Annotated in this window: 15 protein-coding genes, 1 tRNA gene and 1 pseudogene; 12 read left to right on the plus strand and 5 right to left on the minus strand. The window is 61.6% G+C overall.

Features of this window, described 5'->3' with window-relative positions:
- The 6 genes from AB0O97_RS18320 to AB0O97_RS18345 form a co-directional block, all read left to right on the plus strand.
- A partial coding sequence (locus AB0O97_RS18320) for a S8 family serine peptidase (RefSeq protein WP_363884613.1) occupies window positions 1-1,154 on the plus strand: 1,154 nt, incomplete at its 5' end.
- Between the two features lie 87 nt (window positions 1,155-1,241).
- On the plus strand, window positions 1,242-2,693 hold the full coding sequence (locus tag AB0O97_RS18325) for an FAD-dependent oxidoreductase (protein WP_363884615.1): 1,452 nt from the start codon (window positions 1,242-1,244) through the stop codon (window positions 2,691-2,693).
- A gap of 142 nt (window positions 2,694-2,835) precedes the next feature.
- On the plus strand, window positions 2,836-3,336 hold the full coding sequence (locus AB0O97_RS18330; RefSeq protein ID WP_363837009.1) for an N-acetyltransferase: 501 nt from the start codon (window positions 2,836-2,838) through the stop codon (window positions 3,334-3,336).
- Window positions 3,337-3,406: 70 nt separating this feature from the next.
- Window positions 3,407-3,479, plus strand: a tRNA-Leu gene (locus AB0O97_RS18335).
- Between the two features lie 269 nt (window positions 3,480-3,748).
- Window positions 3,749-4,594, plus strand: coding sequence for a Bax inhibitor-1/YccA family protein (locus tag AB0O97_RS18340; protein ID WP_363837007.1), 846 nt, complete (start codon window positions 3,749-3,751; stop codon window positions 4,592-4,594).
- Window positions 4,595-4,699: 105 nt separating this feature from the next.
- On the plus strand, window positions 4,700-5,887 hold the full coding sequence (locus tag AB0O97_RS18345) for a TerC family protein (RefSeq protein ID WP_363884617.1): 1,188 nt from the start codon (window positions 4,700-4,702) through the stop codon (window positions 5,885-5,887).
- Window positions 5,888-5,968: 81 nt separating this feature from the next.
- Here AB0O97_RS18345 and galK read toward each other — a convergent pair whose 3' ends face one another.
- The 3 genes from galK to AB0O97_RS18360 are packed head-to-tail and all read right to left on the minus strand — an operon-like array spanning window position 5,969 to window position 9,083.
- The gene (gene galK / locus AB0O97_RS18350) at window positions 5,969-7,129 is read right to left on the minus strand and encodes a galactokinase (protein WP_363884619.1); all 1,161 of its coding nucleotides are present in this window, start codon (window positions 7,127-7,129) and stop codon (window positions 5,969-5,971) included.
- Window positions 7,126-8,250: a galactose-1-phosphate uridylyltransferase gene (gene galT / locus AB0O97_RS18355; protein ID WP_363884621.1), complete on the minus strand. Its 1,125-nt coding sequence runs from the start codon at window positions 8,248-8,250 to the stop codon at window positions 7,126-7,128. The genes galK and galT overlap by 4 nt, the downstream gene beginning before the upstream one ends.
- Window positions 8,247-9,083 carry a DeoR/GlpR family DNA-binding transcription regulator gene (locus AB0O97_RS18360; protein ID WP_363884623.1) on the minus strand — a complete coding sequence of 279 codons (837 nt, stop codon included), beginning with the start codon at window positions 9,081-9,083 and terminating at the stop codon, window positions 8,247-8,249. The genes galT and AB0O97_RS18360 overlap by 4 nt, the downstream gene beginning before the upstream one ends.
- A 150-nt stretch (window positions 9,084-9,233) precedes the next feature.
- Between AB0O97_RS18360 and AB0O97_RS18365 the strand changes: the two genes are divergently transcribed.
- The 3 genes from AB0O97_RS18365 (at window position 9,234) to ilvA (ending at window position 12,888) form a co-directional block, all read left to right on the plus strand.
- A complete protein-coding gene (locus AB0O97_RS18365) occupies window positions 9,234-10,235 on the plus strand; it encodes an aldose 1-epimerase family protein (RefSeq protein WP_363884625.1) in 1,002 nt (333 codons plus the stop codon).
- A gap of 103 nt (window positions 10,236-10,338) precedes the next feature.
- On the plus strand, window positions 10,339-11,568 hold the full coding sequence (locus tag AB0O97_RS18370; RefSeq protein ID WP_363884627.1) for an AI-2E family transporter: 1,230 nt from the start codon (window positions 10,339-10,341) through the stop codon (window positions 11,566-11,568).
- Window positions 11,569-11,649: 81 nt separating this feature from the next.
- Window positions 11,650-12,888, plus strand: a complete 1,239-nt coding sequence (ilvA, locus tag AB0O97_RS18375; protein WP_363884629.1) for a threonine ammonia-lyase — start codon at window positions 11,650-11,652, stop codon at window positions 12,886-12,888.
- 167 nt (window positions 12,889-13,055) lie between these two features.
- Here ilvA and greA read toward each other — a convergent pair whose 3' ends face one another.
- Together greA and AB0O97_RS18385 are read right to left on the minus strand one after the other, a co-directional pair.
- On the minus strand, window positions 13,056-13,547 hold the full coding sequence (gene greA, locus AB0O97_RS18380) for a transcription elongation factor GreA (protein WP_363884631.1): 492 nt from the start codon (window positions 13,545-13,547) through the stop codon (window positions 13,056-13,058).
- A gap of 279 nt (window positions 13,548-13,826) precedes the next feature.
- The gene (locus tag AB0O97_RS18385) at window positions 13,827-14,261 is read right to left on the minus strand and encodes a DUF4307 domain-containing protein (RefSeq protein ID WP_363884633.1); all 435 of its coding nucleotides are present in this window, start codon (window positions 14,259-14,261) and stop codon (window positions 13,827-13,829) included.
- 168 nt (window positions 14,262-14,429) lie between these two features.
- Between AB0O97_RS18385 and mca the strand changes: the two genes are divergently transcribed.
- The 3 genes and pseudogenes from mca (at window position 14,430) to AB0O97_RS18400 (ending at window position 18,276) form a co-directional block, all read left to right on the plus strand.
- On the plus strand, window positions 14,430-15,338 hold the full coding sequence (gene mca / locus AB0O97_RS18390) for a mycothiol conjugate amidase Mca (protein WP_363884635.1): 909 nt from the start codon (window positions 14,430-14,432) through the stop codon (window positions 15,336-15,338).
- Between the two features lie 53 nt (window positions 15,339-15,391).
- Window positions 15,392-15,598, plus strand: a pseudogene (locus AB0O97_RS18395) (hypothetical protein); the annotation flags it as partial.
- A gap of 323 nt (window positions 15,599-15,921) precedes the next feature.
- Complete coding sequence (locus AB0O97_RS18400; RefSeq protein WP_363884637.1) at window positions 15,922-18,276, plus strand: thioredoxin domain-containing protein; 2,355 nt, start codon at window positions 15,922-15,924, stop codon at window positions 18,274-18,276.
- The last annotated feature ends 113 nt before the right edge of the window (window positions 18,277-18,389 follow it).

The raw sequence follows: 18,389 nt of genomic DNA on the forward strand, positions 1-18,389 counted from the left end.
CCCCCACCGCTACTCCGTCCACGGGCGCACCCAAAGCCAGCAGTTCAGCCAAGCCCAAGGAAACCGTCGGTGCTGGGCCTGACGGTGTCATCGGAGTTGCCCCCAAGGCCGAACTGCTGAGCATCTCCGTATGGCTTGGCACTGAAAACCCGTCGGGTAAGAACATTGACGATCAGATTCCAGCAGCCGTGACCTGGGCCGTTGACCAAGGCGCCAAGGTCATCAACATGTCTTTGGGCAGCACCTCCACCGCCTGGCCGCAGAGCTGGGACGACGCCTTTGCCTACGCAGAAGCCAACGACGTGGTGATTGTTGCCGCGGCAGGAAACCGGAAATCCGGTAGCGAACAGGTCGGTGCTCCGGCTACGATTCCGGGCATCCTGGCCGTTGGTGGTTTGGATAAGGATGGCACGGCAAGCATCGATTCCTCCTCCCAAGGCATCAGCATTGGTGTCAGCGCCCCGGCTGAGGATCTGGCTGGCGGTTTGCCCGGAGGCGGCTATGCCAGCTGGAGCGGAACCAGCGGTGCCGCCCCCATCGTCTCGGGAGTGGCGGCGCTGATCCGTTCCAAATATCCGGAAATGAGCGCAGCCCAGGTTATCAACCGGATCATCTCAACGGCCAAACCCAAGGGAGAGGGCATCCCGAACGCCATCTACGGCTACGGCATTCTTGACGCTGAAGCTGCACTGACGGCGGAGGTTCCCGAAGTCACCGCCAACCCGATGGGCAGCATCTCGGAATGGATCCGCGTCCACCGCCGTGGCGTGGCTGCCCCGCCCACCACCGGCGCGGCTGCAACCACCGTGCCGCAACCCAAGCCGTCGCTGACCGAGGTGGGCGCGCCGGTGGCCGTTGAGGGAGGCAAGCTGGATAGCTCCCTGCCAAAGACTCTGGTATTGGGATCAGCCGGACTCTTGGTGCTCATTCTTGCTGCCGGCAGCACACACCTCTTGGTGGCGCGGCGCAAGATTCGGGCGGTTCCGGAGGCGGGAGCTGGAACTGGTGCAGAAGCAGAGACTCTCGCCGGGGCTGTCGCCTCGGCTACAGGCCCCGCGGACGCCAAGGACAAGGAATCGTCCGCTGGGACGCAAGCAGCAGCTGACCCCGAAGCCTCCCGGCACCCTCGGCTAGGCAGCAAACACAAACACTAGTGCCGGCGTCGTACGTGAAAATATTTGAGTTACGGGTCACAGTAACAAGCTAGTGAATGTTTTCACAAAGAAATGTAGTATGGGGGTATGGCAATCACACCCACCTTTTCAGCACGTCCGCGCGTCCTTGTAGTTGGCGGCGGTTACGTCGGCCTCTACACGGCGTTTAACCTGCAGAAGAAGATCGCAAAGTCCGGTGGCATCGTCACCCTTGTTGATCCCCTGCCCTACATGACGTACCAGCCGTTCCTGCCCGAGGTTGCCGGCGGCAACATCGAGGCACGCCACGCAGTGGTTTCGCACCGCAAGCACCTCAAGCACACCGAGCTCATCCAGGGTTCCGTCACCAGCATCGACCACGAGAACCGCACGGCTGTCATCGCCCCGGTTGACGGTGCCACCCCGTTCGAACTGCCCTACCACGACGTGGTCATGGCCGCCGGTGCCATCACGCGCACCTTCCCCATCAAGGGCCTGGCCGAATCAGGCATCGGCCTGAAGACCATCGAAGAAGCCGTTGCGCTGCGCAACCAGGTGCTCTCGCTCATCGAACAGGCCTCCACCGAGCCCGACCCCGCCGTGCGCAAGCGCGCCCTCACCTTCGTGGTTGTCGGCGGCGGCTTTGCCGGCATCGAAACCATCGCCGAGCTTGAGGACATGGCCCGCGCCGCCGTCAAGCTCAACGACCGTGTTGACCAGTCCGAACTGCGCTTCGTGCTCGTCGAGGCCATGGGCCGCATCATGCCCGAGGTCACTGAAAAGCAGGCCGTCTGGGTTGTGGAGCACCTCCGCAGCCGCGGCGTGGAAGTTCTGCTGAACACCTCGCTGGACAACGCCGAAGGCAACGGCATCAAGCTGATCAACCTGCCGGACAAGACCGTCGCGCAGGAATTCGATGCAGACACCCTGATCTGGACCGCCGGCGTCATGGCCAACCCCATGATCCGCGCCACCGGCTTCCCGCTGGAACCCCGCGGCCGCGTCTCCACCAACACGAACCTGCAGATCACCGGCGAATTCGGCGTCATCGAAAACGCTTGGGCTGCCGGCGACATTGCCGCTGTTCCGGATGTCACCGGCGGACTGCCGGACGGCACCTGCGTCCCCAACGCCCAGCACGCCCTGCGCCAGGCCAAGCGCCTCGCGAAGAACCTGTGGGCCAGCCGCTTCAACAAGCCGATGAAGGGCTACAAGCACAAGAACCTCGGTGCTGTTGCAGGCTTCGGCGAGTGGCAGGGTGTTGCCAAGATCATGGGCATCCAGCTCAAGGGCCCCCTGGCCTGGCTGGCACACCGCGGCTACCACGGCCTGGCCATGCCCACCGTGGAGCGCAAGTTCCGCGTGATCATGGACTGGTTCGTCACCATGCTGGCCGGCCGCGACCTCGCCCAGCTGGAGAACCTGCAGGCACCCCGCGCCACGTTCGTGGCCGCTGCGACTCCGAAGCCCAAGCCTGCTGCTCCGGCTCCGGCCGCTCCGGCCGCTCCGGCTGCTGAGGCTCCGGCTGCTGAAGTCAAGGAAGACGCTGCTGCCAAGTAGTCATTCCTGCTAACTAACCAACGACGCCGGCTCTCCCCACCTTCTGGGGATGGCCGGCGTCGGACTTTAAAGTGTTCGCGGAAGCCTCTTGCCAGGATGCGCAGTCAAAAGGTGTGTCGGTACGGGACGCTAAGCTGGGGCCATGATCATTCGACGCGAACGGGCTGATGACCGGCCCGAGATCCTTGCTGTGGTGGAAGCGGCCTTTCCTGAGCCGGTCGAGGCTAAATTGTTGCGTGGTCTATTTGCCTCCAGGGAGTATCTGCCCGCCTTATCGTTGGTGGCCGAGTCGGTCCGTGGCGAGATCCTGGGCTACGTCATTACCACCCGGGCTTGGATCGGTGAGCAGGAGTCCTTGGGCCTGGGCCCCATCGCCGTGCAACCGGAGTATCAGCGCCAAGGCGTTGGCTCCGCGTTGATGAACGCCAGCATCGAGGCGGCGAATGCGATGGGGGAGTCCACGCTGGTACTTCTGGGCAGCGCCGACTACTACCCGCGGTTTGGATTTGTGCCCGCGGATTCCTTGGGAATCGTCTCCCCGGATCCGTCGTGGGGTTCGCATTTCATGGCGCTGGCCTTGGCGAACCACCAACCGGGCAGCCACGGAGATTTCCGTTACGCCGATCCATTCAACGCGCGCTGATTGGCGGTTTCATTGGCAGGGCCCGTATCCAGTATTGTAGACAGGAGCCAGTAACGGTCCTGATGGATCAGCCCCAGTAGCCCAATGGCAGAGGCACCAGACTTAAAATCTGTTCAGTGTCGGTTCGAGTCCGACCTGGGGTACGTGTAAAGCCGTTCCTGTGAAATTGACCCGTGAGTTAAGGTCGCTTTGGTGAATCAAAGCGACCTTAACTCACGGGTCGATTTTCATTTCGGACCGGGCCGGGGAGCCGGGGAGCCGCCAGAATCTGGGGTCAACGTGAACAGTTGGTGAATGTTTGCTGGCAGCAAACTGACAATCGGGCCTGTCAGGAACAAAATAGCTGTTTGAAACGCTTGACTTGATAGAGTAATAGGAATAATTACCCCCTATTTTTGGAGGCACAGGCACGATGGCACTTGGTGGAAACCCGGTATTTGCCAATAACAAGAACTTCAAGGAGACGCCGGCGGGCTACCGTGGCAACGTCAACGCTGGCGCGGACACCATGTCCGCCCAGGCACAGTTCTCGGCACAGCAGCTTCAGGACTTGTACAACAAGCCGTCCGCGAATGCGTCCCAGACCGGACGCATGACCTACGACGACGTCATCATGAAGACCGTCATCACACTGACTCTGGTGCTGGTTGGCGCCGCAGTTGGCTGGATGATTCCGGTGCTGATGTGGCCGGGCATGATCGTCGGCCTGGTGCTGGGCCTGGTGAACTCCTTCAAGAAGGAGCCCTCGCCGGCGCTGATTCTTGCTTACGCGGGCTTTGAAGGCTTGTTCTTGGGCGGGCTCTCCGGCCTGCTCGAGCAGATGTACCCCGGCATCGCCATCCAGGCCCTCTTGGGCACGCTGAGCGTGTTTGCCGTGACCTTGGTCCTGTTCCGCAATGGCAAGGTCCGTGCCACTCCCAAGATGACCCGCTTTTTCATCATTGCACTGGCTGGTTATGCACTGTTCTCGCTGCTGAACTTCGGCCTGATGATGTTCGGCGTGCTCGACAACCCGTGGGGCATGCGCGGCATGGACATCCCGGGCACGAACATTCCGTTTGGCGTGGTGTTGGGTCTGTTGGCCATCGGCTTGGCTGCCTTCTCACTGATCGTGGACTTCACCTCGATCGAACAAGGCGTTAAACGTGGCCTGCCCACCAAATACTCCTGGACGGCCGCTTTCGGCCTGACGGTGACGCTGGTATGGCTCTACGTGGAAATCTTGCGCCTGCTGGCGATCCTGCGGGGCAACGATTAACCCCATCACACTTTTTACCTTTTGCAACGCCCGGTCCCTGCGGCCGGGTGTTGCTGCAATGGAAACCCGCACCTTCCATTGTTCGATAACTAGCGAAAGCAGCTCATGAACGTTTCCCCTCTGATCTGGGGCATTACCATTGTGGTCATTTTGGCCCTCTTGGCCTTTGACTACTTCTTCCATATCCGCAAGGCGCACATTCCCACCTTGAAGGAAGCCGCGGTCTGGTCCTCAATTTATGTTGGACTGGCGATCGTCTTCGGCATCGTCCTCTGGGCCTTCGGCGGTGCCACCATGGGTGGAGAATACTTCGCCGGGTACATTACCGAGAAGGCTCTGAGCGTAGATAACCTCTTCGTCTTCTTGGTCATCATGGCCAGCTTCAAGGTCCCCCGCGAGGACCAGCAGAAGGTGCTGCTCTTCGGCATCGTCTTCGCACTGATCGCCCGTACCGGCTTCATCTTTGCCGGCGCAGCCTTGATCAACACCTGGTCCTGGATGTTCTACATCTTCGGCATCATCTTGCTCATCACGGCAGGTAACTTGCTCAAGGGCGAGGATAGCAGCGACGGCGACGACGCGGACAACTTCATCATCCGCCTCGCCAAGCGTCTCTTCAACACTTCAGATAAGTACGACGGCGACAAGCTCATCACCGTGATCAACGGCAAGAAGGTACTCACCCCCATGCTGCTGGTCATGGTGGCCATTGGCGGCACCGACCTGCTGTTCGCACTGGACTCGATTCCGGCTATCTTCGGCCTGACCCAGAACGTGTACATCGTGTTCACGGCCACGGCGTTCTCCCTCATGGGCCTGCGCCAGCTGTACTTCCTGTTGGACGGACTGCTGGACCGCTTGATCTACCTGGCTTACGGCCTGGCCGCGATCCTGGCCTTCATCGGCGTGAAGCTGGTCCTGCACGCACTGCACGAGAACAACCTGCCGTTCATCAACGGTGGCGAGCGCGTTCCCGTCTTCGAGATCTCCACCGGGCTTTCCCTGACGGTCATCATCGGCGTCCTGACCATCACCATTGTGGCCTCGCTGGTGAGCAAGTCCGGCAAGGCTCAGACGGTCCTTAACAACGCTCGTCGCCATGCGCAGAGCTACCTGGACTTGGACTACACGGCAGACGCTAACGAGCGTGAGCGCGTCTACGGCCTGCTCATGGACGAGGAAAAGACCATCTCGGCTATGGAAACCAAGCTGCGCGATAAGCACCCGGAATCTGAAGAGATCCTGGAGCAGATTGCCACGGCGCATAAGGCTCACGCGGACTTCAAGAGCTAGTAACACCTGGTAATGCAAAAGGGTCTCGACGGGCTCGACCACTTCTGGTCGAGCCCGTCGAGACCCTTTGTTCGTTAATAGCTAGCTGATCTTGCGGGCACCCGGGGCAGGGGAGACAGCGAAGATATCCGGCGCCGTGAAAGACGCTTCTGCAAAGGCATGCACGACGGCGTGCCGCACCGTAGCTTCTTCGGCCACCGGAATCAGGGCAATGGCGGAACCGCCAAAGCCGCCACCGGTCATGCGGGCGCCCAGCGCGCCGTGAGCCAGCGCGGTATCCACGGCGAGGTCCAGCTCGGGGCAAGAGATCTCAAAGTCATCGCGCATGGACACGTGGCTTGCGGTGAGGAGCTCGCCAATGGCGACCGGTCCGGCGTCGTCCAATACGGCGATGGTGTCCAGCACGCGCTGGTTCTCCGTGACAATGTGGCGCACGCGGCGGAACGTCTCCTCATCCAGTAGACCGGAAGCCTCGGGCAGATCGGCGGCGGCAACGTCACGCAGTGCCGAAACACCGAGCACCTCGGCACCCAACTCGCAGGAGGCGCGGCGGGCAGAGTAGCCGCCGGTGGCATGGGCGTGGGTGACCTTGGTATCGACCACCAGTATCAGCAGCCCGGCAGCCGCCAGATCCAACGGAACCAGCTTGGATTCTTGCGTCCGGCAGTCCAGGAACACCGCGTGACCGTCGGTGGATAGCAGTGAAGCGGACTGGTCCAGAATGCCTGTCGGAGCGCCCACTACCTCATTCTCGGCGCGCTGGCCCACCAGTACCAGCTCGTTCAGGCTGAGCCCGGCAGCTTCCAACTCGTTGAAGGCGGTCGCCACGGCGCACTCGATGGCAGCCGAGGAAGACAGGCCCGCGCCCGAAGGGACGGTGGAGTGGAGGAAGAGGTCAAAGCCACCAATGGCGATGCCCATCTGGCGCATGACCCAGACCACGCCCAGCGGGTACGCCGTCCAACCCTGCATGGTTTCGTGGGAGAGCGTGTCCAGATCGATCGTGACGGTGGGTGCCTCGCCGTAGCTGGAACGTAGCCGGGCCACGTTGTCAGTGCGGAGTTTGATGGCGACGGCGGCTGCGCGGTCAATCGCGAACGGCAGCACAAAGCCCTCGTTGTAGTCGGTGTGTTCGCCGATCAGGTTCACGCGTCCCGGGGCGGCCCACACGCCGTCGGGAGTTGAACCGAAGGCCTCGGTAAAGGCCGCAGCAACCTCGGCTGCATTAATGGACTGGCTCATAGCAAATCTGCTTTCGGGGTCAGGGTGCCGGGGGTGCTGCGCAAAAGCGCGGCTACTTGTTCCGGAGTGGTGTCGTTGATGAAGGCGCCCATGGCAGCTTCGGAGCCGGCCAGGAATTTCAGCTTGTCGGCGGCGCGGCGCGGAGAGGTGAGTTCCAAATGGAAGCGGCCGGCCGGACGAAGTACGGGGTCCAACGGGGCCTGGTGCCAAGCGGCAATGTACGGGGTGGGGGTGTCATACAGGTTGTCCAGGCGGCGCAGGACGTCGAGGTACATGACTGCTAGCTCGTCGCGCTCGGCGTCGTTGAGGGCGGCAAAGTCAGGGACGTGGCGGTGCGGGGTCAGATGGATTTCCAGCGGCATGTGTGCGGCGAAGGGCACATAGGCGCTGAAGTGCTCGCCCTGGGCGATCATGCGCTCACCGGATTCGGATTCCTTACGGACAATGTCGCCGAGCAAGGTGGCTTGGCCGTTGTGGGCGTCGTAGAACATGCAGGCCGCGGCGGCCATGACTTCGCTGCGTGGCGGGACATAGGAGTAGGCGTAGATCTGCCCGTGCGGGTGGTGCAGGGTGACGCCAATATCCTGCCCGCGGTTCTCAAACGGGAAGACCTGCTTGACGCCGGGAAGTGCGCTCAGAGCCTCGGTCCGGTGGGCCCAGGCGTCGATGACGGTGCGGGCGCGCTCTTGCGAGAGACCCGCAAAGGAACCGGTGTGCTCGGGGGTGAAAGCCACTACTTCGCACCGGCCGAAGGCTCGGCCTATGGTGCCCCAGGCGGGGTTCTGTGGAATGGTCCCCACTGCCGGGCCCAGAGACGGGAAGCGGTTTTCAAAAACAGCCACGTCGTAGGCTGAATCTGGAATTTCGGAGAGGTTTGCACCGGTGGTGGGGCACAACGGGCACTGATCGGCCGGGGGCAGGTAGGTGCGGGTCTGGCGGTGGGCGGCAACAGCAACCCAGTCTCCGGTAAGGGCGTCGTAACGTAACTCTCCGGTGTTCTCTTCGCTGCGGGCATCCAACGGACGCGTGTCTAGCGCTGTATGGGACTTGGCGTGGGCGCCGTCGTCAAAGTAAATGAGTTCGCGGCCGTCGGCGAGACGTGTACTGGTGGCGATGGTCATGAGGACTTTCTGGTTGCGGTAGCGGTCGTGAGGGAAGCTGCTGAGTTTGGTGCTGCCGTGATGAAGTTCGGCACTCGGCTGGCGAACAAATCGGCGGTGGCTGGCCGGATGCCGTCATCGGTGATGATGGTGTCGACGGCGGAGATGGGCGCGATCGCGGCTAGGGACCGGACCTGGAACTTGGAGGCATCGGCGAGCAGCACCACCCGCGTGGTGGCATCAATGAAGGCGGCATTGGTATCGGCCTCGAGCCAATTGGGGCTGGTTAGACCGCGGTCCACATCCAGACCGTGCACGCCCATGAAGCAAATATCCGTGTTCAGATTGCGCAGGGCCAGGCAGGCCACGGGACCCACAAGCGCTTCCGACGGCGTGCGTTCGCCACCTGTCACAATGACCTTCAGATCGGAGCTGCCTTGCTGGTGATAGAGCAGTTCGGCAGCCTTGAGGGAGTTGGTGACCACCGTCAGATTGCGGAGCCTGTCCAGCTCGGCGGCCAGAGCCACGGCCAGCTGGTAAGTGGTGGTCCCGCCGGTCAGGGCCAAGGTCATACCTGGCTGAACCAGCTTCAACGCTTCGCTAGCGATGGCCAATTTGGCAACAAGTTCCTTATCGACATTGAGCAGAAAGCCAGGTTCCAGGGAACTGAGACGGGCCAGACGCATGGCCCCGCCGTGGATCTTGCGGGCCAGCCCGTTCTGATCCAGGGTCTCAATATCGCGGCGGATGGTCATTTCGCTGACGTTCAACAGAGCCGCGATATCGGCTACGCGCACGGCCTCATGCAATTGCAATTCCTTGAGGATGCGCGCTTGGCGCTCTGGTGCAAGCATGGAAGGACCCCTGGTTTCGTCGCCGATAGAAGTAAGCCGATTTAAAATAAACAGTTTCAAACAAAATATTACATTAAGGGTGGTGTTTGCGCAGTAGCTTTCTGTGGATCAAGGAGAATTTCCTCCCATGGAGGCAGTAGCCTAATCACCATGAGTACTTCCAACACCTCCGCTGGCGCGGAAAACGCAGCCAACAACACCGCAGCCAACAACAACGCAGCAAACGCGCAAAACGCAGCAGACACAGAACCCCGCCCGGTCACAGGCACCCAGTTCACTCTGGTGCGTGCTGGTGCCACCGCCATTGTGACATCACTGGCCGCCGGACTGCGTCACTATGACAGGGGCGGGATTTCGCTCGTGGAGAGCTACCCGGAGGAGTCGATTGCGCCCGGCGCGGCCGGCATTACGCTGGCGCCCTTCGCCAACCGCATTGACGGCGGTCTCTGGGAACTGGACGGCAAACCGCAGCAGCTGGACATCACCGAGGTGCCCCGGAACAACGCCATTCATGGGCTGTTGCGCAACACCGGCTACCACGCGTTGGAAACGGGGGAGGCCCACGTCCTGCTGGAGGCCATCATCCATCCGCAGCACGGCTACCCGTTTCTGCTCCGCCACCAAGTGCGGTACTCGCTGGAGTCCGACGGCAGTCTCCGCGTGGCCCAGACCCTCATCAACGATTCCACTGAACCTGCCCCGTTTGTTCTCGGCGCGCACCCTTACTTCACCCTCGGCGATATCCCGGCCGAGCAGCTGACTTTAACCGTGCACGCGGCAACGTATTTAACCGCGAACGAGCGCATGATCCCCACCGGCAACCAAGGCGTGAGCGGCCGCTTCGAGCTGCGTCAGGGCCGGCCAGTGCCCGATTCCCTCATGGATACCGCCTTTACCGATCTGGAGACGGACGACGGCGTTGCCTCGCACACGCTGTCAGCCGCGGATGGGCGCAGCGTGAGTCTGTGGCATGACGGCAGTGTGAAATATGTTCACGTGTACGTCACCGATGTGTTCCCTGGACGTTCCCTGGCTGTGGCTATGGAACCGATGACGGGACCGGCCAACGCCTTCAACTCCGGCGACGGCCTGCAATGGCTGGCACCGGGGGAGGACTTCACCATGAACTGGGGCATTGATTCGGTGCTCTGACACCCTTCTACTGGAGCCTTGACAGCCCTGTGAGCATTACGGCGCCGCGCGCGGAAATGGACGCCGTTTAACGAATTTTTACCGGATGGGGAAGTATTACTATATGACGCCTGAAAAGCTGAACGACGAGCGTGCTGTCCTGAATGATTCCGCGATGGTTCCCCAGGGTATGCGCATTGCTGCCGCCTGGTCCTGGCGGATGGCAATTGTGCTGATCGTAGCCGCCATGTTGATCTGGCTCCTGAGCAAGGTCACCATCTTGCTGATCCCGATCATGATCGCCACGATTCTGGCCAGCCTCCTGCGCCCCATCGTGAAGAGCCTGAAGGGGATCGGCGTCCCCCAGGGCCTCAGTGTTGCCATCGCCGAGGTAGGAATGATTGTCCTCGTAGTGGGTGCGCTCTTCCTCGTGGGTCGGCAGATGGTGGTGGGATTCACCGATCTGAGCCAACAGGCCATCAAGGGCCTGATCCAGGTCCAGGAATGGCTCAACGCCGGCCCGCTGGCCATCAGCAATGACCAGATCACCCAGTACCTCGATGAGGCGCTGGCCGCCCTGCAGAACAACTCCAACGCGATCCTCTCCGGCGCCCTCGGCGTGGGCTCCAGCCTGACCCACTTCGGCGTGGGCCTGATACTGACCCTGTTCATCCTGCTGTTCTTCCTGCTCGAAGGCCAAGATATCTGGGCCTTCATTGTCAAGTTCTTCCCCAGGCGTGCCCGTCCCGCCGTTGACGGCGCAGCCCGCCGCGGCTGGACCTCCCTAGGGAACTACGCCCGCGTCCAGATCCTGGTAGCTGCCGTCGACGCCATCGGTATCGGCGCAGGTGCCGCAATCATCCAGGTCCCGCTAGCCCTGCCCCTGGGCGTGCTGGTCTTTGTCGGCTCCTTCATCCCCGTGGTGGGTGCCCTCGTGACCGGTGCCGTGGCCGTGCTGCTGGCTCTGGTGGCCAATGGCTGGGTCAACGCCTTGATCATGCTCGGCATCGTTCTGTTGGTCCAGCAGCTGGAAAGTCACCTACTGCAGCCCTTCATCATGGGCCGCGCCGTCTCACTGCACCCCGTGGCCGTGATCCTGGCCGTCGCCGCAGGCTCAGGCATCGCCGGAATTCTGGGCGCCTTGTTCGCGGTGCCGATGCTGGCCGTGGCAAACTCGTTCATCCGCTACATTGCCGGGCGAAGTTGGGAACGCGATCCTGAGATGATTGCGCTCTATGGACTCCCACAACCCATGCCCGACGCCGGTGCTGACGCCACCGAAAGTTCCGTCGCCTCCTTGGGTGCCACCCAAACTGACGCGACCACTACGCCAGGGTCCGGCGTCGAACCCTAACCGCGCTACCCCTTTTTGCGGCCGCCAGTTCCGGCGGTGCAACTGTTCCACCGAAGTTCCGTAGAGAAAGAGAAAAGAACCGTGAACGCTACCAGCGATCTCCCCGTGACCCTTGCAGATATTGAACATGCCCGGGAACTGCTGCAGGAGATTATTGCGCTCACGCCGATTGAAAGTTCACGGGCGCTGGGACGGATGACCGATTCGGAAGTGTTCTTCAAGTGTGAGAACCTGCAGCGGGCCGGATCATTCAAGGTCCGTGGCGCATACGTGCGGATGGCGAAATTGACGGCCGAGGAACGTGCGTGCGGAGTGGTGGCGGCGTCGGCCGGGAACCATGCCCAGGGTGTGGCCGTGGCCGCCAAGGCACTGGGTATCAAAGCGCGGATTTACATGCCGGTGGGTGTGGCGCTGCCGAAGCTGGCTGCCACGCGTGGGCACGGCGCAGAAGTGGTCTTGCACGGGTACAACGTCGACGAGTCGCTGGCTGAGGCGGAGCGGTACGCCAATGAAACCGGGGCCGTTTTTGTGCACCCGTTCAACAATGTGGACATCGTTGCAGGGCAGGGGACCATCGGGCTCGAGATCTTGGATCAGGTGCCCAACGTTGACACCATCATCATGGGTGTGGGCGGTGGCGGGCTGCTGGCCGGTGTGGCCGTTGCGGTCAAGGCTCGGGCCAAGGAATTGGGCCGGGAGATCCGGGTCATTGGCGTTCAAGCTGAGAACGCTGCTGCCTACCCTCCCTCGTTGGCCGCCGATGCTTTGGTGCCCCTGAAGCGGGTCTCCACCATGGCTGACGGCATTGCTGTGGGCCGGCCCGGACAGCTGCCGTTCTCCATCATCCGCGAGCTGGTCGATGACGTGGTGACAGTGAGCGAAGACTCGCTGGCTCGGGCCCTGATCTTCTTGCTGGAGCGCTCCAAAATGGTGGTGGAGCCCGCCGGTGCCGTGGGTGTTGCCGCCCTCATGGAGGGCAAAATTGAGAATCCAGGCACCACCGTGGTGGTGCTTTCGGGCGGCAATATTGACCCCATGCTGATGCTCAAGGTCATCCAGCGAGGTCTTGCCGCTGCCGGCCGATTCATGACCGTGCGCATGATGCTCAATGACCGGCCCGGTTCGTTGGCCACCATCTCGCGCATCATTGCCGAGAATGATGCCAACGTCACCGGGGTGGATCACACCCGCGTGGGGGGCTCCATTTCCATGGGCGATGTCTCCATCACCGTGAACCTGGAAACCAAGGGCCACGAACACTGCGAATTGGTGCTGACGGCGCTGCGAGCCGAAGGGTTCCAGCCGATCGTGGTGCACTAAGGTAGGGCCAACAAAGCTGCTTGCACAAGGTGCTTGCACAAGGCTTCCTGCACAAGGATAGGGCCGGGTTTCCAGTGGAAACCCGGCCCTATCCTTTCTGCACATGTCCCTATTGGGGCGTCCTGACTGGCGCGCTGGTTGGGCGCCCGGTCAAGGAGGGTGAAGTCTTAGCTCTGGTACGGCTTGGCGGAGATGATCTCCACGGCAATGTCGCGGCCGTTGGGGGCTACATAGCTGAGCTTGTCGCCAATCTGCTTGCCCATGATGGCTGCGCCGAGGGCTGAGCGTTCGCTGAAGACTTCCAGATCGCCGGCGCCAACTTCGCGGCTGCCGAGCAGGAAAGTAGTTTTATCGCCAGCGATCGTGGCAACAACCACCATGCCTTGCTCTACGATGCCGTCGTCGGCCGGGGCCTCGCCCACGCGGGCGTTGCGCAGCATTTCGCTGAGCTGGCGGATACGAGCCTCGATCTTGCCCTGCTCATCCTTGGCCGCATGGTAGCCACCGTTTTCCTTCAAGTCGCCCTCTTGGCGAGCCTGCTCGATCTTGCTGACAATCTCAGCGCGGCCGGGGCCGGACATCTGAGTGAGTTCAGCCTGCAGACGGTCGTAGGCTTCCTGCGTGAGCCATGCTGACGGCGCACTGTTAGTGGTAGACACGTAGTTCTCCTTGAATGTACAAATGCAAAGGCCCCGCCGGTGTCGATCCCGTGAACGTTCATGCCTGTGCAACATCAATGCTGCACAATCCATGCGCCGTAAAATTAGGGACCAATCAAGCGGGGCAGATGGTAATAGCTTCCAGTTTAGTCAATAAGACAAATAAACCCAAGAATCGAGGTGGCCGATGTTACGTCGACTGCTTCATTTGACTACTTCAGTTGACTGCTGAGTACTGGTTAGGGCAGCTCAGGAGCGCTAAGGACTGCTTAGGACTGGCTAGGACTCAACGATCCAGCAGTGCTCCACGATTCCGGTGACGGCAAGGGAATCTGTGCGTAATTCGGTACGCACGGTTGTGGTGCGGCCGTTCTCGGAGCCTACATCCTTGCCGTTGGGGCCAATGGTGATTACTTTCCAACCCACCACCGCGTAGCTTTCATCCATCGCTTTCATAGCGCACCGGGCTGTGGCGTCCGCGTCCTTGGTCACAGCAATATCAACGGTGGTTAGGGTTGGATCCACCACGTGGTAGCTGACATCCTTTTGGCTGATGCCGTCATTTGAGCCAATAACCACCCAGAGAATCCAGGTCACGGACAGTACGGCCGCCACGATGAGGAGGATCTTCTGTACTTTTTTGGACACCTTGCGCTTGGGTGTCCCGTAGCGATTGGTTAGGCTGGTAGCTGGCGAAGAATCAGAATTTGTCACTGCATCCACTTGAGTCTGTTCCGCGGTAGCCGCGGCCGGGCGCCCCTTGCAAAAGGGACGTTGGGTCTTTGATAAGTTTAGCCTTCATTTTAGCCGCACTAGTTTGTCCTAAAATTTGTCCTAAAAATAGTCATCCCGCGCCTCAGCGAAGAATCGAAGGTAGTTTCCGTGAGCACCACTGTGAGTCATGATCAGGAACCACTGCGACTTTTGGCGGTTCACGCACACCCCGACGATGAAGCCAGTAAGGGCTCGGCCATGATGGCCTCCTACGTGGCCTCCGGCGTCGAGGTTATGGTGGCCACGTGCACAGGCGGGGAACGCGGCGACATCCAGAACCCCGCACTGGTGGGGGACCCCCACGCCGCCCGCGACATGGGCGGTGCTCGACGCCTGGAAATGGCCAAGGCCGCCAAAATTTTGGGCATCAAGCATCAGTGGCTGGGTTTCACCGATTCTGGCCTGCCCGAAGGTGACCCGCTGCCGGCTCTGCCAGCCAACTGCTTTGCACTCAAACCGTTGGAGATTGCCGCCGCCCCGCTGGTGCGTCTGGTCCGCCGCTTCCGGCCCCACGTGATCATCTCTTATGACGAGAATGGCGGCTACCCGCACCCCGATCACATCATGGCTCACAAGGTCACCGTTGAGGCGTTCCATGCTGCTGGGGACCCGGAGAAGTACCCGGGCACGGGTCCGGCGTGGGAACCGTCCAAGCTCTACTACGATCTGGCGTTTAATCCCCAGCGTTTCCGTGCCCTGCACTACGCACTGGAAGAAGCCGGCCTGGCCTCGCCGTATGCGGAGCGCCTCGCTGCCTGGCTCGAAGCCGACACCGAGGGCCACACCCCGCCGGTCAGCAAACACCCCACCACCACCCAGATTGACTGCGGCGACTACTTTGAAACCCGCGACGACGCCCTGCGCGCGCACGCCACCCAGGTGGATCCTGACGGCTTCTTCTTCGCCGTCAGCGCACCCATGCAGCGCAAAGTGTGGCCGTGGGAGGATTATTCACTCATTGAATCCCGCGTTCCCACCACTGAACCGGAGAACGACCTGTTTGCTGGCCTACGATAGGTAGTGGACGTTTCCCGCTGACACCGTGCCGCCGGGGATGAAACGAAAGACGAATTGTGCTCACACTGATTTTGCTCGCCAACACTGACCCTGCCATTCCCACGCAGCCCGGCCTGCGCCCCGGCCTGACCGAAGATCAAATCACTCCCGGCCTGCTGGGCTTTGTCATGACCTTCGGCATCGTGCTGATCATGTTCTTCCTCATCCGTGACATGGTCAAGCGCGTTCGTCGCGTTCGTTACCGAGCACAGGTCGAGGAAAGCCACTCCGGCGGCGCCACCGAATACATGGGCATCCCCATCATGTCCGAGAAGGATATGAAGGACGCCAGCTATGAGAATGGCTTCCGAGACAAGGTCGTTGAGGTAGTTGAGTCTGACCCTGTGCTTGACGGTGACGCTGTGCTTGCTGGTGACGCTGTGATCGATGCTGAGAAGAACGACGCCGGCACTCCAATTCCGGCGCACACCACCACCTCGAGTACTGCACCAGCCGGGCAGTCCGCGTCTGGTTCAGCGTCTGGTTCCGCGTCTGGTTCCGCGTCTGGTTCAGCGTCCACGCAGGGCCAGAAGTAGCCCCAACCATGAACCGGCTGGCAGGTGAACCAAGCGCTTACCTTCGCCAACACGCCCACAACCCAGTGGCGTGGCAGCCCTTTGACGATGCTGCCTTCGCCGAAGCAGTGGCACGCGATGTCCCCATTTTTCTATCCGTGGGGTATGCCGCGTGCCATTGGTGTCATGTCATGGCGGGGGAGTCCTTTGAAGACCCAGCCATTGGCGCCTATCTAAACCAGCACTTTGTCTCCATCAAGGTAGACCGTGAAGAACGCCCCGATGTGGACGATACCTTCATGGCAGCGACCCAAGCCCTGAGTGGACAGGGTGGCTGGCCCATGAGCGTCTTTTTGACCCCGGAGGGAAAAGCCTTTTACGCCGGAACGTACTTTGCTCCGGATCCAGCCCCGGGCAGGCCCTCTTTCCAGCAAGTTTTAGCTGCCGTGCGTGAGGCGTGGGAAGAACGCCGCGAGCTCGTGGAAACCACCGCCAACGACCTCACTGAAACGTTGTCCCGCCCCTTATGGCAGGTGAGCGCCGCCTCGGTGAGCCATACACAGGAGGGGCCATCCGGCGTCGAACTTCAGGTGCCAAAGAACCCGTGGCCGGAAGCTACTGCAGCGGCGGTGACGGCCATGGCACAGGCCGAAGATGTGGCACACGGCGGGATGGGGACGGCGCCCAAGTTCCCGCCGACCCCTGCGCTGGAATTTTTGCTGCGGCATGCGGGTGCCGGTTCGCCAAGCGCGGCGTTGGCTGCTGGCGTGGCAGGCCGGACGCTGGGGGCCATGGTGCGATCGGCCGTTTTTGATCGGCTCGGTGGCGGTTTTGCGCGTTACAGCGTCAGCGCTGATTGGTCCGAGCCGCACTACGAGAAAATGCTGTACGACAATGCCGGCCTGCTACAGGCGTTGGTGCATTGGATCCGGTTGGCCCAGCCCACACCCGACCAACAGACAACTATGGCGCAGGAATCGATGGCTGCGCAGGATCCCACCGCTGCTCCGGAATCACACAATCCGGAATCACACACTGTGAAGGGTGCCGATGGCATTGCGCCGCTCAGCGTTGCCGAGGCCCGCGACGCCGCGCAGTCCACGGTGGCATGGCTGCTGGCGGAAATGCGGCTCCCAGGCGGGGCTTTTGCTTCCTCGCTGGATGCGGATACGGTCATCGACGGCGTCCACTATGAGGGTGCCAGCTATACCTGGACGCTTGCAGAATTGGAGGCTGCGGCTTTCGAAAATTGTGGAGCTGACGGTGCTGACGGTGCTGACGGTGCTGACGTGGCGGCGGATTTGGCCGCAACAGTGGCGACCGCGATGGGTGTTGGCCCGCAGGGCACCCACCCGCTGCATGCAGGCCGGGAACTGAGCGCTAGCGAACAGGGCGCGTGGGAACGGCTCAAGCCTGCCTTGCTCACTGTCCGCGAGGGACGAGTCATGCCTGCCCGAGACGACAAGGTGGTGGCGTCGTGGAATGCCATGCTCATGGGCGCATTGGCCGAAGCGGCCATGGTCTTGGCGGAACCGGCGTGGCTGGAAGCAGCTACCGAACTCGGCGAATATCTGTACGCGGTTCATTGGGACGGGGCGCTGACCCGGGTATCGCACGATGGCCGGGCACGCGGCATCAAGGGGCTCTTGGAGGACTATGCCGCTTGTGCCAACGGCTACCTGACACTGTACGCAGCCACGGGAGACCCACGATGGTTTGAGTTCGCCGGCGAGCTAGTGCGCGCTGCGGAGCAGGAATTCATCGTTGACGGGGTGGTGCTCAGCCACAGCTCTATCAGTGCAGGTTCTGCTGCCGAGGCGGCGGACGCTGGCACCGCCGTTGGTGCTGGGGGCGCAGCCGCTGCCGTTCAGGGCTCCCGATTCGCTGATCCTTTCGATAACGCCACGGCCGGCGGAGTGGCGTTGTTGGCGCAAGCCTTCACCTCGTGGGCGGCCTATACCGGATCCGCCCGGCACCGGGAGTTGGTAGCACAGTTACTGGCAACGTTGCCGGATCTTGCTCGGAGGGCGCCGAGATCGGCCGGGGGATTGCTGGCCGTCGCCGAAGCGTTACTGGCAGGACCGCTGGAAGTGGCGGTGGTGGGCTCCACCGGTGCAGAGCGGGAAGCGTTAGTTAGATCCGCGTGGGCAGCGTCCTCCCCTGGCATGGTCATTGCTGTCTGGGACGGAGTCGGTGCCGCGCCCGTGCCGCTGCTGGAGGGGCGTGGACTGGCAGACCGCAGCGGGGCCCGCCAATCCGGTAGTTCGCAAGGCCCAGCGGACAGACTCATGACGGCTGCTGTGCCCTTGGCCTATGTGTGCCGCTCTCTGAGCTGTGCCCGGCCGGTCTCAAATACCGAAGCGCTCCGTACGCTCCTGCGCTGACGGGCCGGTCGTCAGGGTGTTGAATTCACGCTTGGGAGGTAGTCCTCAGGAAGTCGTTGGTCTGGAACGCCCGGATACACATTTCACATTTCTTCGCAGCCACTGTGAGATGT

This window comes from Specibacter sp. NPDC078692 (assembly GCF_040686835.1).
In the GTDB taxonomy this organism is placed as follows: Bacteria; Actinomycetota; Actinomycetes; order Actinomycetales; family Micrococcaceae; genus Specibacter.

Excerpts from the sequence above, each read along its gene's own strand:
- AB0O97_RS18325 (WP_363884615.1), top strand. The coding sequence starts at position 1,242 with ATGGCAATCACACCCACCTTTTCAGCACGTCCGCGCGTCCTTGTAGTT.
- AB0O97_RS18330 (WP_363837009.1), top strand. The coding sequence starts at position 2,836 with ATGATCATTCGACGCGAACGGGCTGATGACCGGCCCGAGATCCTTGCT.
- AB0O97_RS18340 (WP_363837007.1), top strand. The coding sequence starts at position 3,749 with ATGGCACTTGGTGGAAACCCGGTATTTGCCAATAACAAGAACTTCAAG.
- AB0O97_RS18345 (WP_363884617.1), top strand. The coding sequence starts at position 4,700 with ATGAACGTTTCCCCTCTGATCTGGGGCATTACCATTGTGGTCATTTTG.
- galK (WP_363884619.1), bottom strand. The coding sequence starts at position 7,129 with ATGAGCCAGTCCATTAATGCAGCCGAGGTTGCTGCGGCCTTTACCGAG.
- galT (WP_363884621.1), bottom strand. The coding sequence starts at position 8,250 with ATGACCATCGCCACCAGTACACGTCTCGCCGACGGCCGCGAACTCATT.
- AB0O97_RS18360 (WP_363884623.1), bottom strand. The coding sequence starts at position 9,083 with ATGCTTGCACCAGAGCGCCAAGCGCGCATCCTCAAGGAATTGCAATTG.
- AB0O97_RS18365 (WP_363884625.1), top strand. The coding sequence starts at position 9,234 with ATGAGTACTTCCAACACCTCCGCTGGCGCGGAAAACGCAGCCAACAAC.
- AB0O97_RS18370 (WP_363884627.1), top strand. The coding sequence starts at position 10,339 with ATGACGCCTGAAAAGCTGAACGACGAGCGTGCTGTCCTGAATGATTCC.
- AB0O97_RS18400 (WP_363884637.1), top strand. The coding sequence starts at position 15,922 with ATGAACCGGCTGGCAGGTGAACCAAGCGCTTACCTTCGCCAACACGCC.